This is a genomic window from Nonomuraea sp. NPDC049152, assembly GCF_040648355.1.
Lineage (GTDB): Bacteria > Actinomycetota > Actinomycetes > Streptosporangiales > Streptosporangiaceae > Nonomuraea.
In genome coordinates this window covers 114,282-135,307 of the sequence record NZ_JBEZDO010000029.1, presented here as the reverse complement: position 1 = coordinate 135,307, position 21,026 = coordinate 114,282, and the positions used below count along the sequence as shown (strand labels likewise).

Sequence of the window (21,026 nt, the reverse complement as noted above, 5' to 3'; positions counted from 1 at the left end):
CAGCTACCTCGCCGGCCTCCATCTGCGCGCCTCAATGATCTGGGTCAAGCACCTCACCCGGACCACCACTTGATCACGACTCGATACGCGCCCTAGATCGCTGGTTCTTGTGAAATATCCGGACAAAGTGTGGGGGAGTCTGTTAGGAAGGTGCGCGATCACGTAAGCACTAGAGAGGTTCCACCGTGGCGCGCGACGAGAACGACAGCCCCGATCTGACAGGTGACGTGCTGTCGGACCGCTGGACCCCCGAGTCGGACGTAACCGACGAGCAGCCCGCCGTCGTCGCGGAGGAGGAGCCCCCCGCGCCTGTCTCCGCGTCCGCACCCGCACCCGCACCCGCCCCTGTCGTCGCGGAGGCGGAGGACATCCCCCTTGTGACGGTCATGGACGCGCCACCCGTGGTCGCACTGGAGGTGCCCGAGACCGAGGCTCAGTACCTTCCCCTCGACCAGGGCTACGACTCTCCCACCGAGTCGTCCCCTCGCGGCTTCCTCGGCTCCGGCTGGACCGAGGACGGCGAGGCGCCGGCGCGGGAGGTGCGCAGGCGCACCAGGCTCCTGCTGGCGGGCGCGGCGGCCATCGTGGTGGTCGGCGCGGCCGGCGGCTGGATGCTGACCGGGGGCGACGCGTGCTCGGGCGGGGCCTGCGCCTCCAGCCGCTCGGTGGCCCCCGCGGTCTCCGAGACGCCCGTCCAGGAGGCGGGGACCGAGACCGACCCCGCCGTGGAGCCGGTCATGGACCCCTCCCAGACCCCCGAGTCGTCCGCGACCGAGAGCGCCACGCCCGAGCCCACGCGGGTACGGCAGAGCAGGGAGCCGGCGACGCCGCGGCCCACGGTCACCGCGCGCATCGGCACCCCCACGACCAAGCCCAGCTCCAAGCCGGTGCGCACGCTCAACGACGAGAGCACCAAGGAGCAGGTGTCGAAGAACGAGCCCGCCACGGAGCCGACCACCCAGGCCCCGCCCGCCGCCACGACCGAGGCGCCGCCCGCCCCCGCCACGGAGCAGCCGGTCGCGCCGCCCCAGCAGCCCACCGAGGACAGGCGTTCCGGAGGGCTCCTGGACTGGTTGTTCGGCTAGGACCCCGCGCGCCCGCAGCCGCCTTCCCCCTGGGGAGGGCGGCTGTCGCGTCGTTGCCGTACGATCGCGCGGAGGCCGCCGGTCTGACAGACTGGAAATCGCTTTCCGGGAGGGGTCATGATCACGCTCGAGGACGTCGCCAGACAGGCGGGCGTCTCCCTTGCCACCGCCTCGCGCGTGCTCAACGGCAGCACCCGCCAGGTCGGCGCCTCCCTACGCGCGAGGGTCGAGCGGGCCGCCGCCGAGCTGGGCTACCGCCCCAACCTCGCGGCCCAGACGCTCGCCCGCGGGGCCAGCAACATCATCGGCATCGTCGTCCACGACCTCACCGACCCCTACTTCGCCGCGCTGGCCGACGGCGCCATGCGGGTGGCCGCCGACCAGGGGCTGCTGGTCATGGTCGGCGCCACGCACCGCGACCCCGAGCAGGAGATCGCCTACGTCGCCTCGCTCAACGCCCAGCGCGTGCGGGCGGTGCTGCTGGCCGGCTCGCGGGTCGACGACCCCCACGTCACCGGTCGGCTGCGCGAGGAGCTCGCCCGCTATCGCGCCAGCGGCGGCAGGGTCGCCTGCGTCGGCCAGGACCTGCTCGACGTCGACACCGTCGCACCCGCCAACAGGCAGGGCGCGGCCGACCTGGCCCGCTCGCTGGCGGGGCTCGGCCACACCCGCTTCGCCGTACTGGCGGGGCCCGCGGGGCTGCTGACGGCCGCCGACAGGTGCGCCGGGTTCGTCGACGCGCTCGCCTCCCTCGGGCTGCCCGAGCCGCTGGTCGTCCACGGGGCGTTCGACCGCGAGGGCGGCTACGCGGCCGCGCGCCAGACGGGCGAGGCGACGTGCGTGTTCGCGGTCAACGACGTGATGGCGGTCGGCGCGCTGGCCTCCTACCGCGAGCGCGGGATCGGGGTGCCCGCCGACGTGTCGGTGGCGGGGTTCGACGACATCACGACCCTTCGCGATCACGTCCCCGCCCTGACCACGGTACGGCTGCCGCTGGCCGACATGGGCGCCAAGGCGTTGACCATGGCGCTGGGCGGCGAGGAGGAGACGCGCGTGGAGCGGGTCGTCGGCGAGGTCGTGCTCAGGGAGAGCGTGAGGAGGCATGGGTGAGGCCGACGGTCAGCACGCTGGGAGTGCCGAGGGAGAACGTGAGGAGGCACGGGTGAGGCTGGCGGTCAGCACGCTGGGAATGCCGGGGGAGAGCCTGGAGTCGGCGATCGCGGTCGCGGCGAAGGGCGGTTGCGAGGGTCTGGAGCTGCGGCTGCATCCAGACACGGGGGTGCACGCCGGGTTGTCGCCCGCCGAGCGCGACGCGGTGCGCGGGCGGATCGCCGACGCGGGGCTCGCCATCGCCGCCCTGGCGGGATATGTCGGCATCTGTGATCCAGAGCCGTCCGACTCCTCCGTCGTGGCGGCCCTGCTGTCCGACCTCCGGCTCGCCGCCGATCTGGGCGCTCCGGGCGTGCGGGTCTTCCCGCGTGGCGACGATCCCGCGGTCGGCGCCCGCCGCCTGCGGGCGGTCGCCGACACCGCCGCGTCGCTCGGCGTGCGGGTCTTCGTCGAGACCCACGACAAGATGCCCACGGGGGCGGCCGTCGCCGAGCTGCTGGCGGCGACAGGAAGGCCCGACGCGGCGGTCGCGCTGTGGGACCTGCTGCACCCCTGGCGGCACGGTGAGCCCCTCGAGCGGACGCTGGCGGCGCTGACGCCGTACCTGGCCTACGTCCAGGTGAAGGACGCGGTGTCCGCGACCGACACCACCCCCGTCCCCCTGTGGTCGGGCTCGGTGCCGCTGGACGCGGCGGGCGAGCTGCTGCGCGCGCACGGCTATGACGGGTGGGTCTCCCTGGAGTGGGAGCGCACCTGGTATCCGCAGGTCGCCCCGGTCGAGGAGATCCTGCCGGGCGCCGCCGCGTGGGTGGCTCGGTTCTCGGGGCGGGCCGCCTCGTGACACCCGCGCCCAAGGTGCTGGTCGTCGGGATGGACGGGCTCAGGTTCGACCGCGGGCCGAGCGGCACCTGGCCGCGCGGGATCCCGATCTGGCCTTCGTATATTTCGGCGACACCGACGAGGTCGCCCACGACCTCGGGCCGCTGTGCCAGGAGTACACCGACGCGCTGCTGCTGCAGGACGCCTTCCTCGGCCGGTTGCTCGCCGCGATCAGGAGCCGCGCGACGTACGCCGACGAACGCTGGACGGTGATCGTCACCACCGACCACGGGCACGTCGACGAGGGCGGCCACGGCGGCGTCCCCGTCGACGCCGCGTGGAACCTCGACGGCCGCCCCCTCTCCTGAACCCCTCCGCACGGCTCTCCTGAACCCGTCTCCGCACGTCGCGGGGCCTTTCGGCATGCCCGGACCCCCACAGGCCCGTCCGCCCGGAAGAGCCCACGGCATCCTGACGGGTGAGAAGTTCATCACTTGATGAATTTTTTGACGCAAAGGCATTCCCTCGTCCCTCTCCGCGATGCACACTTCTGACAAACAGGATGAGAAGCACGGCTGATGGCAAGGGGAACGCCAGATGAAGACCGCACGCGAACCGCTCGCACTACCGTTCGCCGACATCGACGCGGGCATGCTCGCCGACGTCGGTGGCAAGGCGGCCAATCTGGGCGAACTCACGAGGGCAGGCCTCCCCGTACCCACCGGATGCTGCCTGACCACCGAGGCCTACCACAGGGTCGCCGAGGGCACGGGACTGAAGGACGTCATCGCCGAGCTCGCCATGACCGAGGTCGCCGACACCGCCACGCTCGCCGAGCTGGCGGGCAGGGCCAGGGCGCTGCTGCTCGAGGCGCCCGTCCCCGACGAGGTGCGCGAGGCCGTCGACGAGGCGTACGCGCGCCTCGGCGACCGGGTCCCCGTGGCCGTGCGCTCGTCGGCGACGGCCGAGGACCTGCCGTACGCGAGCTTCGCCGGCCAGCAGGACACCTACCTCAACGTCGTGGGCCCAGAGGCGGTGCGCGACGCGGTCCGCAGGTGCTGGGCCTCGCTGTGGACCGACAGGGCGGTGGCCTACCGGGCCTCCAACGGGATCGACCACGCGGCGGTCAGGCTCGCCGTGGTCCTGCAGTGGATGGTGGACGCCGAGGTGGCGGGCGTGATGTTCACGGCCAACCCGGTGACGGGCCGCCGCCACGAGGCCGTCATCGACGCCGCGCCCGGCCTGGGCGAGGCCGTGGTGTCCGGAGCGGTCAACCCCGACAGGTTCGTCGTCGACATGGCGAGCGGCCGGATCACCGAGCGTGGGATCGGCGACAAGCGGGTGTCGATCCGCTCCCTGCCGGGCGGCGGCACCGAGCGCACCGAGCTGGGCGGCACGCGGGAGGCCTGCCTCACCGACACCCAGGTGCGCGAGCTGTCCGCGCTCGGGCGGAAGGTGGAGGACCACTACGGCGCGCCCCAGGACACCGAGTGGGCGATCGACGCCGACGGCGCGCTCTGGCTCACCCAGGCCAGGCCCATCACCACGCTCTACCCCCTGCCCGAGACCACCAAAGACGGCCTGCGCGTCTACTTCTCGGTCAACGTCGTGCAGGGCGTCATGCGCCCCTTCACGCCGATGGGCCTGGCGGGGTTCAAGGTGATCAGCGGGGGAGCGACCACGATGGCGGGGTACCCGCCCGCCGACCCGCACGCGGGCGCGGCGATCGCGGCCGATTCGGGCATGCGGATGTTCCTCGACATCACCACCGCCGTGCGCAGCAAGGCGGGAAGGAAGATCCTGCCCAGGGCGCTCGCGTTCGGCGAGGCGCGCGCGGGCGTGGTGTTCGAGCAGATCGCCGAGGACCCGCGGCTGTCGGTCACCACCACCTCCATGCGCCCCTTCATCCGTACGGCGGTGCGCGTCGCCCGACGCGTCGGCGCGCCCAAGCGGGTGGCGCTGGCGCTGGCCAGGCCGCACGCGGCGCTCGAGTACACCAGGCGGCTGGGCAAGGCGCTCGACGCCAGGTTGCGCGTCGACCCTGACGCGACCGCCGAGCAGCGGCTCGACCACGCCGAGCGCTGCCTTCGCGGCACGTTCCCGATGATCTTCTCGATCATGCCGGTCGTGCTCGTGGGCTACGCGGGCTTCGGCCTGGCGGGCAGGCTCTCGGGCGCCAAGGGCGACCAGCTGCAGGCCGTGCTGCGCAGCCTGCCGCACAACCCCACCACCGAGATGGACATCGAGCTGTGGCGGCTGGCCACCGCCATCGGCGCCGACCCCGAGGCGGCCGAGCCGTTCAGGACGCAGCCGGTCAGCGAGCTGGCGGCCCGCCACGCGCGCGGCGAGCTGAGGGCGCAGCGGGCGATCGACGGCTTCCTGGCCCGCTACGGCCACCGCGGCGTCGCCGAGATCGACCTCGGCATGCCGCGCTGGTCCGACGAGCCCGCGCACATCCTGGGCGTGCTGGCCAACTACCTCAGGCTGGACGGCGCCGACCTCGCTCCCGACGCGATGTTCGCCAGGGGCGCGGAGGAGGCCGAGCGGGCGGTCAGGGCGATCGTGTCCATGGCGGCGGCCAAGGGCAGGTGGCGAGGGCGGCTGGCGGCCTTCGGGCTGCGCAGGACCAGGCTGTTCGGGGGCCTGCGCGAGCTGCCGAAGTACTACATGGTCGAGGTCCTGGCCGCGGTACGGCGCAGCATGCGCGTCGTGGGGGAGGAACTGGTGGCCAAGGGCGTGCTCGACACGGCCGACGACGTCTACTTCCTCGACTTCCGCGAGGTCCGCGCGGCGTTGGGCGGCGGATACCTCGGTGAGCTGGTGGCCCGGCGGCGGGCGGCCTACGAGCAGGAGGTGCGCCGCCGCCACGTGCCCAGGGTGCTGCTGTCGGACGGCACCGAGCCCGAGGCGCTCGCCGTCAGGGCGGCGGCCGAGGAGGGCGCGCTGACGGGCACCCCCGCCTCGGCCGGCACCGTCACCGGGCCGGCGAGGGTGGTGCTCGACCCGGTCGGCGCGCACCTGGAGCCCGGCGAGATCCTCGTCGCGCCCTCCACCGACCCCGGATGGACGCCGCTGTTCCTGACGGCGGGCGGGCTGGTGATGGAGATGGGCGGCTCGATGTCGCACGGCGCGGTGGTGGCCAGGGAGTACGGGATACCCGCGGTGGTCGGCGTGGCCGACGCCACCCACCGGATCGTCACCGGACAGACGATCACCGTGGACGGCTCGGCGGGCGTGATCTCGATCGCCGACTGATCCAGGCGGATGATCGCGGGGCGGGGTCAGGGCGCGAGGATGAGCGAGGCGAAGCGGTCCTTCATCGTGGACACCACCGCGTCGGGGTCGGCCGCCCAGACGTCGGCGTTGAAGATCTCCACCTCCACGTCGCCCTCGTACCCCGCCGCCCGCACCGCCCGGGTGATCGGCGCGAAGTCGATCACCCCGTCGCCCATCATCCCCCTGCCCAGCAGCACGTCGGCGGGCAGCGGCTGCAGGAAGTCGCACACCTGGTACGACGCGATCCGCGCCCCCGCCCGCGCGATCTGCCCGAACACCGCGGGGTCCCACCACACGTGGAAGGTGTCGACCACGACCCCCACCTGCTCCACCGGGTACGGCTCGGCCAGGTCGAGCGCCTGGCCGAGCGTGGAAAGCACCGCCCGGTCCGCGCAGTACATGGGGTGCAGCGGCTCCAGCGCCAGCCGTACCCCACGCTCACCGGCGTAGGGGGCGAGCACGGACAGCGCCTCGGCCACCCGCTCCCGCGCCCCCGCCAGGTCGCGGGAGAATCCCTCGGCGGGCGCCTGACCGGCGGGGACGCCCGGCAGACCGCCGACGACCATCACCAGGCAGGCCGCGCCCAGCTCGGCCGCCTCGTCGATCGCCTGCCTGTTGTCCGCCATGGCCTCGGGCGAACCGCCGGTCAGGAAACCGCCCCTGCACAGCGACGACACCCTCAGGCCGGCGTCGCCGACGAGCTTGACCGTCTCGGCCAGGCCCTGCGCCGCCACCTCCTGCCGCCACAGCCCGATGGCCTCGACGCCGTGCCGTACGCACCCTTCGACGGCCTCGGCCACCGTCCACCGCCTGGTGGTCCACTGGTTGAGAGACAGCTTCACAGCCCGTTCACCGCCAGCAGCGCCCGCATCCGCCGTACGGCGAGCTCCGGGTCGGCCAGCAGCCCCGCCTGGTCGGCCAGCTTGAACACCTCGCACAGGTGGGGCAGCGATCTGGCCGCCTGGGCGCCGTTGACCATGGCGAACGCGTCCTGGTGGCCGTTGAGCCAGGCCAGGAAGACGATGCCGGTCTTGTAGTTGTACGTCGGCGTCTCGAAGATCTTGCGCGACAGCGGGACGGTCGGCGCGAGGATCTCGTCGTAGTGGGCCAGCAGCCGGTCGCGGGCCTCGGGGGTGCAGGCGGCCTCGGCGGCGTCGAGCACCTGGAGGGCGGCTGCGGCGGCCGGGGCGATGGCGTCGAAGATGCCCAGCAGCGCGTGCGAGCCCGTCCTGATCAGCGAGGGGTAGTTGAAGTCGTCGCCGGTGTAGAGCCTGACGCCTTGCGGCAGCGCCGCCCGCAGCGCCACCTCGTGCGCCTCGTCCAGCAGCGACACCTTGACGCCTTCGACCATCGCGGCGTTGGCGTGGATCAGTTCGAGGAAGGACTCGGTGGCCTGGGAGACGTCGTGCGAGCCCCAGTATCCGGCCAGCTCGGGGTCGAACATCTCGCCCAGCCAGTGGAGGATGACCGGCCGGTCGGCCACGCCGAACAGCTTGCCGTACACCCGGTGGTAGTCGGCGGGACCAGCGGCGACGCGGGCGAGCCGGCGGGAGGCCATCACGATCACGCCCGCCCCGGCGGCCTGCACGGTCTCGATCTGCTCGGTGTAGGCGGCGGTGATCTCGTCGAGGGTGGCGGCGCCGGGCGCGTGGTCGGTGCCCGCGCCGCAGGCCACCAGCTCGGCGGGGTCGCCGAAGGCGCGGGCCGCGGCGGCGCTGCGCCTGATCAGCTCGCGGGTGGCGGCCCAGTCCAGGCCCATGTTGCGCTGGGCGGTGTCCATGGCGTCGGCGACGCGCAGGCCGTACGACCACAGGTGCCCGCGGAAGCGCAGCGTCGCGTCCCAGTCGACCGCGGCGGGGGAGCCGGGGGTGTTGTCGCCCATGGGGTCGGCGACCACGTGCGCGGCGGCGTAGACGACGCGGCTCGTGGCGGGGCGGTCGACGACCGGCCAGGTGACGGGGTCGCTCAGGGTGTAGGCGCCGCCGGGCAGGTCGATCCTCACAGCTCCGCCACCGCGATCCTGCGGCCCTCGGCCGAGCTGCGCAGCCCGAGCTCGGCCAGCCGCACGCCGCGCGCGCCGGAGGCGAAGTCGTAGGGGAAGGGCGCGTCCTCCACGACGTGCCTGATGAACAGCTCCCACTGGATCTTGAAGCCGTTGTCGAAGTCGGCGTTGTCGGGCATCTCCTGCCAGTCGTCGCGGAAGCGCGCGGTGACGGGCAGGTCGGGGTTCCAGACCGGCTTGGGAGTGGTGGCGCGGCTCTGGACGCGGCAGTTGCGCAGGCCCGCGACGGCGCTGCCGTGCGTGCCGTCGACCTGGAACTCCACCAGCTCGTCGCGGTTGACGCGGACCGCCCAGGAGGAGTTGATCTGCGCGATGACGCCGCCGGCCAGCTCGAAGACGCCGTAGGCGGCGTCGTCGGCCGTCGCCTCGTACGGCTCGCCCTGCTCGTCCACCCTGGTGGGGATGTGCGTGACGGCCTTGGCGTAGACCGACTCGACCTCGCCGAACAGGTTCTCCAGCACGTAGTGCCAGTGCGGGAACATGTCGAGGATGATGCCGCCGCCGTCCTGCGCCCGGTAGTTCCACGAGGGCCGCTGGGCGCTCTGCCAGTCGCCCTCGAAGACCCAGTAGCCGAACTCGCCGCGCACCGAGAGGATCCGGCCGAAGAAGCCGCCGTCGATCAGCCTCTTCAGCTTGAGCAGGCCGGGCAGGAAGAGCTTGTCCTGCACGACGCCGTTCTTGACGCCCTTGGCGGCGGCCGCCTCGGCCAGCGCCATGGCCTCCTGGTAGGACTCGGCGGTGGGCTTCTCGGCGTAGATGTGCTTGCCCGCCTCGATGGCCCTCAGCACCGCCTTGACGCGCGCCTGCGTGACCTGGGCATCGAAGTAGACGTCGGCCTGTTCGAGCGCCGCGTCGAGGTCGGTGGTGTGGTCGGCGACGCCGTGCCTGGCGGCCAGGTCGGCGAGCTTGGCCTCGCTGCGGCCCACGAGGATCGGCCGCAGCATGACCCTGCCGCCGTCGGAGAGGGTCACGCCGCCCTGCTCGTTGATGGCCAGGACCGACCGGACCAGATGCTGCCGGTAGCCCATCCGGCCCGTGACGCCGTTCATCGCGACACTGATCGTGCGCACGCTCATGTGACCTCTCCTCAGGAAAGCGCTTTCCGGATGACCGTACGGCGGCGAGAGCGTGGCAGTCAAGCGGCTTAGACGGCGCCCTTGGTCTCCAGCCGGTCGAGCGCCCTGGCCAGCGGGTGGCCGACGAGGCCGAGCTGCCACTCGCGGGCGCCCAGCGAGCGCAGCCGCTCGACGACCGCCTCCTCGGTGATCTCGGCGGGCGGCTCCCACGTGAGCCTGCGCACCGCGTCGGGCTGCAGGAGGTTCTCCGTCGGCATGCGGTGCTCGTCGGCCAGCGCGGCCACCACCGAGCGGGCCGCGGCCAGCCGCGTGGCGGCGGCGGGATCGCGGTCGGGCCAGCGGTTGGCGGGTGGAGGGCCGTCGCCTGGCGTGCTCGGCGCGGGCAGCTCGGAGTCGGGCAGCGTGCGGGCGCGTTGCACGGCGTCGAGCCAGGCCGCCATGTGGCGGCGGGCGGCCCGGCCGGTGAAGGCGGTGATGTCGGTCAGCGCCTTCTTGGTGCGCGGCATCTCCAGCGCCGCGGTGATGATGGCCGCGTCGGGCAGTACCCTGCCCGGCGCGATGTCGCCGTCGCGGGCGATCTGGTCGCGCATCGTCCACAGCTCGCGCACGATCGCCAGCGCCCTGACGTTGCGCACCTTGTGGATGCCCGAGGTGCGCCGCCACGGGTCGGAGCGCGGCGCTGGCGGCGGCGTCGCGAGCACCGCGGCGAACTCCTCCTGCGCCCACTCCAGCTTGCCGCTGTCGACGAGCTCGTCGTGGAGCACGTCACGCAGCTCCACCAGCACCTCGACGTCGAGAGCCGCGTAGCGGAGCCAGTCTTCGGGCAGCGGCCTGGTCGACCAGTCGGCCGCCGAGTGCCCCTTCTCCAGGCGCAGCCCGAGCACGGTCTCGACCATCGTGCCGAGACCCACCCGCTCGTAGCCGAGCAGCCGCCCGGCCAGCTCCGTGTCGAACATCCGCCGCGGCCTGAACCCGATCTCGGCCAGGCACGGCAGGTCCTGCGAGGCGGCGTGCAGGACGATCTCGGCGTCGGCCACCGCCTCGTCGAGCTTGGACAGGTCGGGGCAGGCGATCGGGTCGATCAGCGCGCTGCCCGCGCCCGCGCGGCGCAGCTGCACCAGGTAGGCCCTGCCGCCGTAGCGGTAGCCCGAGGCGCGCTCGGCGTCGACCGCCACAGGGCCGCTGCCCTTGGCGAACTCCTCGATCGCCCTGGTCAGCTCCTCTTCCGAGGCGATGACGGGCGGGATCCCCTCCCGTGGCTCGAGAAGGGGAACGACGGTGTTCTCCGGGCTCTGGAGGTCTCCTCCGTCGGCCTCATGAGCCGGGCTGATGCGCCTGCTGGTGCCCTCACTACGTTCGGTCACGGCCTGGTGGACTCCGGATCTTCGCGTCGGCGCGGCATCGTGGCCACGTCAGGTGGTAGCGGTGGAATGCCGGCCGCCAGGCACATCAGATCGCACCAGGCGGCGACATGGCCGGAGAGATCCTCCTCGGCGGGAGACCACGACGCGCGCAGCTCCAGCTCGGTGGAGACGGGGTCGTCGGCCTTGTCGCCGAATCCCTCGGAGACCGCACGGGTCACCGTGCCGCCCGCCGCGCGGTAGCCCGCCTCGCGGGAGTCGAGCGCCTCGGTCAGCCAGCTCCACACCACGGGACCCAGCAGCGGATCGGAGGTGATCTCCGGCTCCATGTCGGCCCTGACATAGGCGACCAGGCGGAACTGCCCCTCCCAGCCGCGCTGCCCGTCGGGGTCGAACAGCAGGATCAGCCTGCCGATCGCCAGCTCCTCGTCCTCGCGGTAGACCGACGCGCCGATGGCCGCGGAGAACGGCGCCAGCCGCTGAGGGGCGGGCAGGTCCTCCAGCTCGATCTCCGGCCTGACCTCGGCCGCGCGCAGGCTCTCGACCGCTCGCCTGAAGGAGGCGGGGGCCGGTGGCGCGTCACCGATGGTCATAGCCGAAGCGTAGGTCGAGGAGGGTCGCATGGGGACCACGGGGGTGCTCATCGGGGCCGATCAAGCCGCGACCGTCAGCGGACGAGCGGCGGAGCCCGCCTGCTCGAAGGGAGCGACGAGCAGCGCGTGGCCGCACTCCAGGCACGCCCACTCCGGGCACGCCTGGTGTCCCTCCACGCATGGCGGCTGCTCGAAGAGCCTCTCGCCTGTGCATGACGGGCAGTGCTCACTGCGGCGCTCGGGGGAACTCCACAACGCGGTCATCGGTACGGAGCCTTTCTTAGCGGACGTGGCTCCGACGTTGGCATGCCGCGCTGACAATTCCGCGCAACGCGCTCGGCGTGTCCTGAAAGTGGGGCGGTAATCGATGACGCGCGGTGGATTGGCGAACATTTGGTCCAGTCGAGAGGGGATTTCGGGGTGACCGTGACAGGAACTGTACCCGGGCCGCGCCGATGGCGGGGCCTTGTCCGGTCGGCGCGCCCGCGCTAAAGGGATGAAGTGCTCTAAACCTCATGTTCGACTCCTGATCGTGACTTTAGGTATGGCATGCGTATGTTTCCGATAAGCGCCGGTGGAGCGACCACCACCATCGCGTGGCACCCTTGAACGGTGAATCTCGCCGACTCCGCCTTCCTGCGCGCCTGCCGCCGCCAGCCCGTCCCGCACACCCCTGTGTGGTACATGCGTCAGGCCGGGCGGTCCCTGCCCGAGTACCTCAAGGTGCGCGAGGGCGTGCCGATGCTGACCGCGTGCGCGCGGCCCGACCTGATCGTCGAGATCACCCTGCAGCCGGTCCGCCGCTACGGCGTCGACGCGGCCATCTTCTTCAGCGACATCGTCGTGCCGCTCAAGGCCATCGGCGTCGACCTCGACATCAAGCCGGGCGTCGGCCCCGTCATCGCCGACCCCATCCGCGACCACGCGGGCCTCGAGGTGCTGCGCCCGCTGGAGCCCGACGACGTGCCGTACGTCACCGAGTCGATCCGGGCGCTGGTGGGCGAGCTGGGCGGCACCCCGCTGATCGGGTTCGCCGGCGCGCCCTTCACCCTCGCCTCCTACCTGATCGAGGGCGGTCCTTCCAAGAACCACGACCACACCAAGGCCATGATGTACGGCGAGCCCGCGCTGTGGCACGCGCTCATGGACCGGCTGACCGGCATCGTCATCGAGCACCTCAGGGTCCAGATCGGCGCGGGCGCCTCGGCGATCCAGCTGTTCGACTCGTGGGTGGGCGCGGTCGCGCCCGACGACTACCGCGAGTACGTCATGCCGTACACCGAGCGGATCTTCGCGGCGGTGTCGGAGGTGCCGCGCATCCACTTCGGCGTGGGCACCGGCGAGCTGCTCGGCGTGCTCGGCGAGGCGGGGCCTGACGTCGTGGGCGTCGACTGGCGGGTGCCGCTCGACGAGGCCGCGCGCAGGGTCGGCCCGGGGAAGGCGCTGCAGGGCAACCTCGACCCCGCCATCCTGCTGGCCCCGTGGGAGGCCGTCGAGCGCAAGGCGCGGCAGATCTTGGAGCGCGGGCGCGCCGCCGAGGGCCACGTGTTCAACCTCGGCCACGGGGTGCTGCCCTCTACCGACCCCGACCAGCTGCGCAGGCTGACGGACCTGGTCCACTCCTTCACGTCGGAGGCGTAGCCGCTCCAGGCTCGGCCTGACGACGCGGACGGGTGGCTGCTCGCCGGCCTGCGCGGCCGTCAGGACGCGGGGGAGTCGTCCTCGGGCTCCGGGCGGCTCTGTGCCCCGTGCGCCGCCGGAACGTCCTGCTCGGGCTCCGGGCGGCGGCTCTGCGCTCCGTGCGCCGCCGGGACGTCGTTGTCGGGCCGGGGCCATGGTGGTGGACCGCCGTGGTTCACGGGAGCGGGGGGAGCGGCGGGTCTGGTCTGGGCGGCCGGGCGGCGGGCACGGCCGCGCCGTACCAGGATCAGGATGCCGACGACCACCGGCACGATCAGCACCAGCCATGGCAGCAGCACGCCGATCACGGTCAGCAGGATCTTCACGAAGCTCACCAGCGCCGACCACCCCGCCTTGAGGCCGCCGAGGAAGCCCGCGGGCTCGTCCGAGGGCTCGACCACGGTCGCCACGGGTCCGATCAGCCGCAGCGTCAGGGTCGCCATCGACACCTGCGAGGTGAGCGCCTTCTGCCTGGCCTGCAGCGACTCCAGCTCCGCTTCGCGCGTGGCGATCTCCCGCTCGACCTCGATCACCTGGCCGACGGTGGTGGCCTTGGTGAGCAGCGTGCGCATGGAGGCCAGCGCCTGCTCGGCCGACTTCAGCCGGCTGGCGACGTCGGCGACCTCCTCGGTCACGTCACTGGTGTTCTGCCGCAGCGACTCCCGCTTGCCGAGCTCCTTGCCCAGCCGGTCGAGCAGGCCCTGGTACGCCGTCGGCGGGATCTTGAAGACCAGCGTGGAACTGCCTTCACTGCCCTCGAAGGCGTCGGACTGCTCGTTGGCCAGGTAGCCGCCCGCTCCCGTGACCAGTTGCTTGGACTGCTCGCCCGCCTTGGTGACGTCCTTGGCGCGGACCGTCATCTCCGACACGTAGATGATCGAGCGCTGCTCGGGCGCGATCGTGATCTGCTTGCCGGGTGACTGGCCGGAGTTTCCGGCCGACGCCGCGCTCTCCTTCTGGGCGGGCGCGGCGGCGGGCGCCGCTCCAGCCGAGTCCGTCCGGTTGAGCGAGGCTCCGCCGCCGCAGCCGGACAGGACGAGCGCGGCGCCTGCCGCGGTTAACGCCATGCTGTACCGAAATCTGCTCATATCCGTGAGACGGCCGCGGTCCGCGCTATGCCGTCACGAAGTCGTCACGTTCGGCACTCCTCCCGATCACGGCAGCACCCTGGTCCCGGACGCGAAATCATCCTCGGGGATGACGATCTCGGCCTCGCGTCGCACAGGCTGGAGTCATGCGTACGCTTCCTGACAGGCTTCACAGGATGTTCTTCCGCACGATGTCACTGCTTCCGGCGCAGGGGCAGGGCCGCTTCCTGCAGCGGTACTTCGACTGGTTCCACCGCAAACCCGACCCGTGGCGGCACTCCGTCGACCCCTACGAGGCGGCCAAGTACGACGCCACGCTCAGAAGCGTGGGCGGCGGCGACTTCCGTAGGATCCTGGACGTGGGGTGCAGCGAGGGCACCTTCACGCTGCTGGCCGCCGACGCCTACCCCGAGGCGGACGTGGTGGGCGTGGACGTCTCCGAGCGCGCCGTCGAGAGGGCGGCGGCCAGGGCCGAAGGCAGAGCCGCCTTCGCCGCCGTCGACTTCCTCAACCAGGACCCTGGGGGCCGCTTCGACCTGGTCTTCTGCGCCGAGACGCTCTACTACGTGGGCAGGGAGGAACGGCTGCGGCTGGCCTCCGAACGGCTGCGCTCGTTCCTGTCGCCGCGCGGCACGCTGGTCGCGACGCACCCGTGGCCCGAGGCGCGCAGGCTCCACAGGTTCCTCGACGGGGACCCGATGCTGGGCAAGGTGGGCGAGCACGTCGACGCCGACCACGAGCGGCCGTTCGCCGTCAGCTCCTACCGTCTCGCGGAGGCGGGGGCATGAGGCGGTAGCGTCAGGAGACGTGGAAGGGAATCAGCGGCATGTAGTGATCGTCGGCGGCGGCATCTCGGGGCTGGCCGCGGCGTGGTTCCTCAGGCAGGGCGGCGGCGAGCGGGTGCGGGTGACCGTTCTCGAGGGCGGTCCCAGGGTGGGCGGCAAGCTGCGCGCCTCCGAGGTGGCGGGCGTCAGCGCGGACGAGGGCGCCGAGTCGATGCTGGCCAGACGGCCCGAGGGCATCGAACTGGCCAGGATGGTCGGGCTGGGCGCCGACCTGGCAGAACCCGGCACCACCCAGGCGGCCGTCTACACCAGGGGCGCGCTGAGGCCGATGCCGAAGGGTCAGGTCATGGGCGTGCCCGGCGACCTGACCGAGCTGGCCAGGTCGGGCATCATCTCGCCCGGCGGGCTGATCAGGGTGCCGCTCGACCAGTTGCTGCCCGCGACGCTGGTGCGCACCGACGTGTCCGTCGCCTCCTACATCAGGGCGCGGATGGGCTCCGAGGTCGTCGAACGGCTGGTCGAGCCGCTGCTCGGCGGCGTCTACGCGGGCCGGGCCGACATGCTGTCGCTGGAGGCGACGATGCCCCGCATCGCCGCCGCCGCGCGTTCGGAGCGGTCGCTGCTGGGCGCCGTCAGGGACATCGTGGACGAGACGCCCAAGGACGCGGGCCCCGTCTTCACCAGCCTGCGCGGCGGCCTCGGCAGGCTGCCCGAGGCCGTGGCCAAGGCCTCGGGCGCCGACATCAGGACCGGCGTGACGGTCAGGGAGCTGCGGCGCACGCAGGACGGCTGGCTTCTGGTCACCGGGCCCGTCCCCAGGCCCGAGACCGTCGAGGCCGACGCGGTGATCATCGCCGTGCCGGCGACGCCCGCCTCGAGGCTGCTGTCGGACGCGGTGCCGAAGGCCGCCGCCGAGCTGGCCAGGATCGAGTACTCCAGCATGGCCATCGTCACCCTCGCCTACCCGGCCGCCGCCTTCCCCACGCCGCCCACCGGCAGCGGCTACCTGGTGCCGCCCGTCGAGGGCCGCGCCGTGAAGGCCGCGACGTTCACCTCGGTCAAGTGGCCGCACCTGGTCGAATCCGACCCCTCGATCGTCCTGGTGCGCTGCTCCATCGGCCGCATCGGCGAGGAGCAGGTGCTCCAGCGTGACGACGCCGAGCTGGTCTCGCTGGCCACGGCCGAGATGGCCGAGGTGGTGGGCGTGCGCGGGCTGCCCATCGACAGCCGCGTCAGCAGGTGGGGCGGATCGCTGCCGCAGTACAACGTCGGCCATCTCGACCGCGTGGCCCGCGTCCGCGCGGCCGTGGCCGTCGAGCCGGGGCTGGCGGTCTGCGGCGCGGCCTACGACGGGCTCGGCGTGCCCGCGTGCGTCTCGACCGCCCGTACGGCCGCGGCCCGGATACTCGACCACCTGGGTGACAGGGGAGAATGACCGCATGACTGAGGGGACGACCCAGCGGCCCAAGGCCCGCGACCTTAACCAGGTGATCCGCTACACGATGTGGTCGGTGTTCAAAGCCACCGAGCAGTGCCCGAGCAACCGCGAGGGCATGGCCGACGAGGTCAACGAGCTGCTCGAACAGGCCGAGGGCAAGGACGTCGTGACGCGCGGCTGCTACGACGTGGCCGGCTTCCGCGCCGACGCCGACTACATGTTCTGGTGGCACGCGCCGACGGCCGAGGACCTGCAGGACGTCTATTCGCGCTTCAGGCGCACCACGCTGGGGCGGCTGAGCGAGCCGGTCTGGTCGGCGATGGCGTTGCACAGGCCCGCCGAGTTCAACAAGTCGCACGTCCCCGCCTTCCTGGCCGAGGAGGAGCCGAGGGGCTACGTGTGCGTCTACCCCTTCGTGCGGTCGCTTGAGTGGTACCTGCTCGACGACGGCGAGCGGCGCACGATGCTCGCCGAGCACGGGATGATGGCCCGCGAGTACCCCGACGTCAGGTCCAACACGGTGGCCTGCTTCGCGCTCAACGACTTCGAGTGGATGCTGGCCTTCGAGGCCGACGAGCTCCACCGGATCGTCGACCTCATGCGGCATCTGCGCGGCGCCGAGGCCAGGCGCCACACGCGGATCGAGGTGCCGTTCTACACCGGGGTCCGCAAGCCGGTGGGTGAGCTGATCACCGCCCTGCCCTGATCCGTGCTTCACTTACTTTGTAAAGGCGTCGGCCTGCCGGATCTGCCGTCTTCCGGGACTGATCGCCGTTCCTTTGTCATAATCAGGCCAAATCCCCTGTCGTAGTGAGGCAAAGGGTGGATGAGGGCGGCGGCCTGGCACGCTCCAGGCGCGGGAGGCGTGGGCGGCGGCGCAAGAGGACGCGCAGGCCGTGGGCGCTGGAGGGGGCGGTCGCAGGGGCGGCGCTGTTAGTCGTCGGACTGGCAGCGGGCGGCGGGATGTTCGGGCGGGAGCGCGGGCAGCAGGCCGCCGGCACCATGACCGTCATCCCCTTCACGAGGGGCACGCCCTCCGCCGTCGCCGAGGCGGCGGGAGGGGCCGGCAGGGCGGTGGCGAGCGCGGCGACCGCCGCGGTGAGCTCGCCCCCTGCGCCGCCGGCCGCCCCCGCCTCGGGCGCGGGCAAGAAGTCCGAGCACACCGACGCCAAGGCGGCCGAGTACTTCGAGAAGCGCTGGGGCGCCGGTGACAAGGCGGCCAAGCGCCTCAAGGACATCCGGACCGTGGGCGGGTATCTGCGCATCTACACGGACCTGCCGGAGTCGGCGCACAACTCCGCGCAGGCGATCACGCTGTGCGAGCGGGGGCTGGAGTATCTGCGGGAGACGGGTGAGGACAGGCCCGTCGTCTTCGTCCAGGCCGAGTCGGGGGAGAACGGCAATCCCGTTCTGGCCAACGTCCTCGGCCCCGACGACGGCGACTGCCGCGTCACCCACCCCGAGACCGACTGACGCTACTCCTTGGGCTCGAGCCGTACCGAGATCGAGTTGATGCAGTAGCGGTCGTCGGTGGGGGTCGGGTAGCCCTCGCCGTGGAAGACGTGACCCAGATGGGAGTCGCAGGCGGCACAGCGGACCTCGGTGCGGACCATCCCGTGGGTGCGGTCCTCGATCAGCGTCACCGCTTCGGTCTCCGACGGCTCGAAGAAGCTCGGCCAGCCGCAGTGCGACTCGAACTTCGCGTCGGACCTGAACAGCTCGGCGCCACAGGCGCGGCAGGAGTAGACGCCCTCGGTCTTGCTGTCGACGTACTCTCCGCTGAAGGGTCGTTCGGTGCCCGCCTCCCTGAGGACGTGGAACTCCTCGGGAGTGAGCTGCGCGCGCCATTCGGCCTCGCTCTTGACCACCTTGTTCATGCGTCCACCTTATGCGGCACGGAAAAATCACTCGCGCGAAGCATCCTTTTTGGGGTGTATCTGCGTCTTTGTCGGTGTGGGGGTGGACTTCACCTCCCTAGAGGGGTGAGACCGCTCGCCTGGGGTCGTCGCCGCTGCGCAGCTATGCCCGTACTGCGCGCAGACGGCCCGCGAAGCCGGCCGGACGATGCGCCAGCGTCCGGAGCGGCGTGAAGGCGGGCGGTCGTCGGTTCGTCCTGTCGAGTGCTCGGTCCCGCCACCGTGGCACTCCAGGACGGACCCACCCGCTCCTCCCCGGTCGTCGGTCGATCGGCCCGGTCAAAGGGCGTCATGAGCGGATTCGGGGTAGGTTCAGCCCATGGCGTCGCCTTTCATCGAGCTGCAGGTCGGGGACCGTACCGTCAAGGTCACCAATCCCGACAAGGTGTACTTCCCGCAGATCGGAGCCACCAAGCGGGAGCTGGTCGAGTACTACGTCAGCGTGGGCGAAGGCGCCCTCCGGGCGCTGCAGGACCGCCCGACCCACCTGAAACGGCACCCGGACGGCGTCGAGACCGAGGCCATCTACCAGAAGCGGATGCCCGCCAAGCACCCCGACTGGTTGCAGACCGTCACCGTGACCTTCCCCAGCGGGCGGACGGCCGACGCGCTCAGGGTCACCGAGGTGGCCGCGATCGCCTACTGCGCCAACCTCGGCACGATCGACTTCCACCCGTGGCAGGTGCGCGCCGCCGACGTCGAGCACCCCGACGAGCTGCGCATCGACATCGACCCGCAGCCCGGCCTCGAGTTCGACGCGGCCCGCCGTACCGCCTTCCTGGCCCGCGAGGTGCTGGCCGAGGCAGGGATGACCGGCTTCGTGAAGACCTCGGGCAACAGGGGCGTGCACATCGCGGTCAGGATCGAGCCCCGCTGGGACTTCGTCGAGGTACGGCACGCGGGCATCGCGCTGGCCAGGGCCATCGAGGACCGCGATCCCGACCTGGTGACGACCGCCTGGTGGAAGGAGGAGCGCGGCGAGCGGGTGTTCATCGACTTCAACCAGAACGCCAGGGACAGGACGATCGCGAGCGCCTACTCCGTGCGCGCCAAGCCGCACGCCCCCGTCTCCGCGCCGCTCACCTGGGACGAGCTCTCCGACGCCGAGCCCGGCGACTTCGACATCAGGACCATGCCCGAGCGCTTCGCCAGGCTCGGTGACGTGCACAGGGACATCGACGAGCGGGCCTTCTCGATCGAGACGCTCCTGGAGCGGTACGACAAGGACGAACGCGGCGACATGCCGTACCCGCCGAATTATCCCAAGATGCCGGGCGAGCCGAAGCGCGTGCAGCCCAGCAAGGCCAGGGATGAGTGACTTGTATCACTTGAATCACATTACTTGACGCCTGGTCCAATAGTTCGGGAGGCTCTCGGACTATGGCTATGGCATCAGCACGACGGCTCGCCGCCGCGGGAGCGGTGACGGCCTTCATCGTCGGCGGCGTGACCATGGTGGCGGGCGTGGGCACCGCCATGGCCGGCGACTGCAAGCTGCTCGTCCTGGCGTGCGAGGACGACCCCGTCCAGGGCGGCGACCCTGGCGATCCGTGGCAGCCCGACGTCAGGCCGCCGCACCTGCCGAACCCCGACGACATCCTGTCCAAGGTCCCCATCCCCTCGGACACCTGGTCGAACGCGCCCGCGCCCCAGGACACGTGGTCCAACGCGCCCGCCCCGCAGGACACCTGGTCATCGGGTCCCGCCGAGCCGCCGCGACCCGAAGCGCCGTGGAAGCCCGTGGACGAGAACAAGCACCGTATCCCCGAAGGACCGCCGCAGACCGGCGCGGGCGGGCTCGCCCCCAGTCACCCCATGTGGCCGTTCGCCGCCGGCGGCGCGGCCCTGCTGACCGGAGCGGGGCTGGCGGGTTTCGCGGTACGGCGCGGCGCCTCGGAACGGCGGAGTGGCTAAGCCGCCTGGGCACAAGCTGATCATGGCGGGGGCCGTGCTGGTGTCGCTCGCCGGACTCGCCCTGATCTGGTTCGGCGTCACCGGCATGGTGGGCGGCGCGCCCGAGCCGGTGCCCGTCTCCGCCACGGCCTCCTCGGCGCTGCCCAAGGTCGGTGCGCCGTCGCTGACCGAGCCGCCCGAGGTGCTGGTCGGGAGGGCGGCCAAGCCGATGCGGACGGCTCGGCCGACGGCCGTGTACATCCCCAAGCTCGGTGTGTCGGCGCCGCTGATGGAGCTGGGGGTCGACGCGAAGGGCGCGATCGAGAACCCGCCGCTGGACCACCCCAACGTGGCAGGCTGGTACCGGTACGCGCCGGTGCCTGGGGCGCGGGGGGCGGCGGTGATCACCGGGCACCTGGACACGCGGACCGGCCCCGCGGTGTTCGCGAACCTGCGGGCGATCAAGCGTGGGGACCAGGTGCAGGTGATGCGGGCCGACCGGTCGGTGGCGATCTTCGTGGTGGACCGGGTGGAGCAGGTGGCCAAGAAGGTCTTTCCCAGCACGAAGGTGTTCGGGAAGGTGAAGTACGCCGGACTGCGGCTGGTGACATGCGGCGGCGTGTTCGACCGGCGGGCACACAGCTACAAGGACAACACCATCGTCTACGCCCACCTGGCCCACGCGTACTACCCCTGACTTGAGTGGCGGTGGCGATCCCCGAAGGACGTCGGCCGCCGCAGTGGGGGAGGGCTGTGACTTCGAGCGGGCGTGCTGGTCACCCGGAAGAGGCTCGCCACCCAGCGGGAAGGAGGGCCTTGGCTCCCAGGGGGATGGTCTGCCTCG

General features: G+C 71.9%; 21 protein-coding genes. 13 read left to right on the top strand and 8 right to left on the bottom strand.

Translation table 11 applies throughout. The features are described 5' to 3' along the window. Positions 1 to 185: 185 nt before the first annotated feature. The 5 genes from AB0B45_RS39225 (at position 186) to AB0B45_RS39205 (ending at position 6,269) form a co-directional block, all read left to right on the top strand. Complete coding sequence (locus AB0B45_RS39225; RefSeq protein ID WP_358141711.1) at positions 186 to 1,085, top strand: hypothetical protein; 900 nt, start codon at positions 186 to 188, stop codon at positions 1,083 to 1,085. 117 nt (positions 1,086 to 1,202) lie between these two features. Further along, positions 1,203 to 2,195 (top strand): LacI family DNA-binding transcriptional regulator, encoded by a 993-nt coding sequence (locus tag AB0B45_RS39220; protein ID WP_358141709.1) that lies wholly within the window; start codon positions 1,203 to 1,205, stop codon positions 2,193 to 2,195. A 52-nt stretch (positions 2,196 to 2,247) separates the two neighbouring features. After that, a complete protein-coding gene (locus AB0B45_RS39215) occupies positions 2,248 to 3,036 on the top strand; it encodes a TIM barrel protein (RefSeq protein ID WP_358141706.1) in 789 nt (262 codons plus the stop codon). After that, on the top strand, positions 2,954 to 3,382 hold the full coding sequence (locus AB0B45_RS39210; protein ID WP_358141724.1) for an alkaline phosphatase family protein: 429 nt from the start codon (positions 2,954 to 2,956) through the stop codon (positions 3,380 to 3,382). The genes AB0B45_RS39215 and AB0B45_RS39210 overlap by 83 nt, the downstream gene beginning before the upstream one ends. Positions 3,383 to 3,611: 229 nt before the next feature. Then, positions 3,612 to 6,269 (top strand): PEP/pyruvate-binding domain-containing protein, encoded by a 2,658-nt coding sequence (locus tag AB0B45_RS39205; protein WP_358141703.1) that lies wholly within the window; start codon positions 3,612 to 3,614, stop codon positions 6,267 to 6,269. 26 nt (positions 6,270 to 6,295) lie between these two features. On the opposite strand, the gene AB0B45_RS39200 is transcribed toward AB0B45_RS39205, so the two are convergent. The 6 genes from AB0B45_RS39200 to AB0B45_RS39175 form a co-directional block, all read right to left on the bottom strand. Beyond that, on the bottom strand, positions 6,296 to 7,132 hold the full coding sequence (locus AB0B45_RS39200; RefSeq protein WP_358141700.1) for a sugar phosphate isomerase/epimerase: 837 nt from the start codon (positions 7,130 to 7,132) through the stop codon (positions 6,296 to 6,298). Continuing rightward, positions 7,129 to 8,292 carry a DUF993 family protein gene (locus tag AB0B45_RS39195; RefSeq protein ID WP_358141697.1) on the bottom strand — a complete coding sequence of 388 codons (1,164 nt, stop codon included), beginning with the start codon at positions 8,290 to 8,292 and terminating at the stop codon, positions 7,129 to 7,131. The genes AB0B45_RS39200 and AB0B45_RS39195 overlap by 4 nt, the downstream gene beginning before the upstream one ends. After that, the gene (locus AB0B45_RS39190; RefSeq protein ID WP_358141694.1) at positions 8,289 to 9,428 is read right to left on the bottom strand and encodes a Gfo/Idh/MocA family oxidoreductase; all 1,140 of its coding nucleotides are present in this window, start codon (positions 9,426 to 9,428) and stop codon (positions 8,289 to 8,291) included. Before AB0B45_RS39190 ends, AB0B45_RS39195 begins: the two co-directional genes overlap by 4 nt. A gap of 68 nt (positions 9,429 to 9,496) precedes the next feature. Further along, positions 9,497 to 10,759: a ribonuclease D gene (locus AB0B45_RS39185; RefSeq protein WP_358141722.1), complete on the bottom strand. Its 1,263-nt coding sequence runs from the start codon at positions 10,757 to 10,759 to the stop codon at positions 9,497 to 9,499. A 29-nt stretch (positions 10,760 to 10,788) separates the two neighbouring features. Further along, on the bottom strand, positions 10,789 to 11,382 hold the full coding sequence (locus AB0B45_RS39180; protein WP_358141691.1) for a DUF3000 domain-containing protein: 594 nt from the start codon (positions 11,380 to 11,382) through the stop codon (positions 10,789 to 10,791). A 60-nt stretch (positions 11,383 to 11,442) separates the two neighbouring features. After that, positions 11,443 to 11,646, bottom strand: coding sequence for a hypothetical protein (locus tag AB0B45_RS39175; RefSeq protein WP_358141689.1), 204 nt, complete (start codon positions 11,644 to 11,646; stop codon positions 11,443 to 11,445). Positions 11,647 to 11,994: 348 nt separating this feature from the next. Between AB0B45_RS39175 and hemE the strand changes: the two genes are divergently transcribed. Continuing rightward, on the top strand, positions 11,995 to 13,023 hold the full coding sequence (hemE, locus tag AB0B45_RS39170; protein ID WP_358141686.1) for a uroporphyrinogen decarboxylase: 1,029 nt from the start codon (positions 11,995 to 11,997) through the stop codon (positions 13,021 to 13,023). A 59-nt stretch (positions 13,024 to 13,082) separates the two neighbouring features. Here hemE and AB0B45_RS39165 read toward each other — a convergent pair whose 3' ends face one another. After that, complete coding sequence (locus tag AB0B45_RS39165) at positions 13,083 to 14,150, bottom strand: DUF4349 domain-containing protein (protein WP_358141684.1); 1,068 nt, start codon at positions 14,148 to 14,150, stop codon at positions 13,083 to 13,085. A 146-nt stretch (positions 14,151 to 14,296) separates the two neighbouring features. Here AB0B45_RS39165 and AB0B45_RS39160 point away from each other — a divergent pair, with 146 nt between their 5' ends. The 4 genes from AB0B45_RS39160 (at position 14,297) to AB0B45_RS39145 (ending at position 17,846) form a co-directional block, all read left to right on the top strand. Further along, on the top strand, positions 14,297 to 14,938 hold the full coding sequence (locus AB0B45_RS39160) for an SAM-dependent methyltransferase (RefSeq protein ID WP_358141683.1): 642 nt from the start codon (positions 14,297 to 14,299) through the stop codon (positions 14,936 to 14,938). A 19-nt stretch (positions 14,939 to 14,957) separates the two neighbouring features. Continuing rightward, on the top strand, positions 14,958 to 16,370 hold the full coding sequence (gene hemG / locus AB0B45_RS39155; protein WP_358141681.1) for a protoporphyrinogen oxidase: 1,413 nt from the start codon (positions 14,958 to 14,960) through the stop codon (positions 16,368 to 16,370). 4 nt (positions 16,371 to 16,374) lie between these two features. Continuing rightward, a complete protein-coding gene (hemQ, locus tag AB0B45_RS39150) occupies positions 16,375 to 17,079 on the top strand; it encodes a hydrogen peroxide-dependent heme synthase (protein WP_358141678.1) in 705 nt (234 codons plus the stop codon). A gap of 104 nt (positions 17,080 to 17,183) precedes the next feature. After that, positions 17,184 to 17,846, top strand: a complete 663-nt coding sequence (locus AB0B45_RS39145; protein ID WP_358141675.1) for a hypothetical protein — start codon at positions 17,184 to 17,186, stop codon at positions 17,844 to 17,846. Positions 17,847 to 17,848: 2 nt separating this feature from the next. Here the strand turns inward: AB0B45_RS39145 and msrB are convergent, their stop codons facing one another. Next, on the bottom strand, positions 17,849 to 18,250 hold the full coding sequence (gene msrB / locus AB0B45_RS39140) for a peptide-methionine (R)-S-oxide reductase MsrB (protein WP_358141673.1): 402 nt from the start codon (positions 18,248 to 18,250) through the stop codon (positions 17,849 to 17,851). A 358-nt stretch (positions 18,251 to 18,608) separates the two neighbouring features. Here msrB and ligD point away from each other — a divergent pair, with 358 nt between their 5' ends. From ligD to AB0B45_RS39125, 3 genes are all read left to right on the top strand, one after another. Continuing rightward, complete coding sequence (ligD, locus tag AB0B45_RS39135; RefSeq protein ID WP_358141670.1) at positions 18,609 to 19,607, top strand: non-homologous end-joining DNA ligase; 999 nt, start codon at positions 18,609 to 18,611, stop codon at positions 19,605 to 19,607. Between the two features lie 68 nt (positions 19,608 to 19,675). Further along, entirely contained in the window at positions 19,676 to 20,203 is a 528-nt protein-coding gene (locus AB0B45_RS39130) for a hypothetical protein (protein WP_358141667.1), read from the top strand. Beyond that, positions 20,196 to 20,879, top strand: a complete 684-nt coding sequence (locus tag AB0B45_RS39125; protein ID WP_358141665.1) for a class F sortase — start codon at positions 20,196 to 20,198, stop codon at positions 20,877 to 20,879. The genes AB0B45_RS39130 and AB0B45_RS39125 overlap by 8 nt, the downstream gene beginning before the upstream one ends. Positions 20,880 to 21,026: the final 147 nt, after the last annotated feature.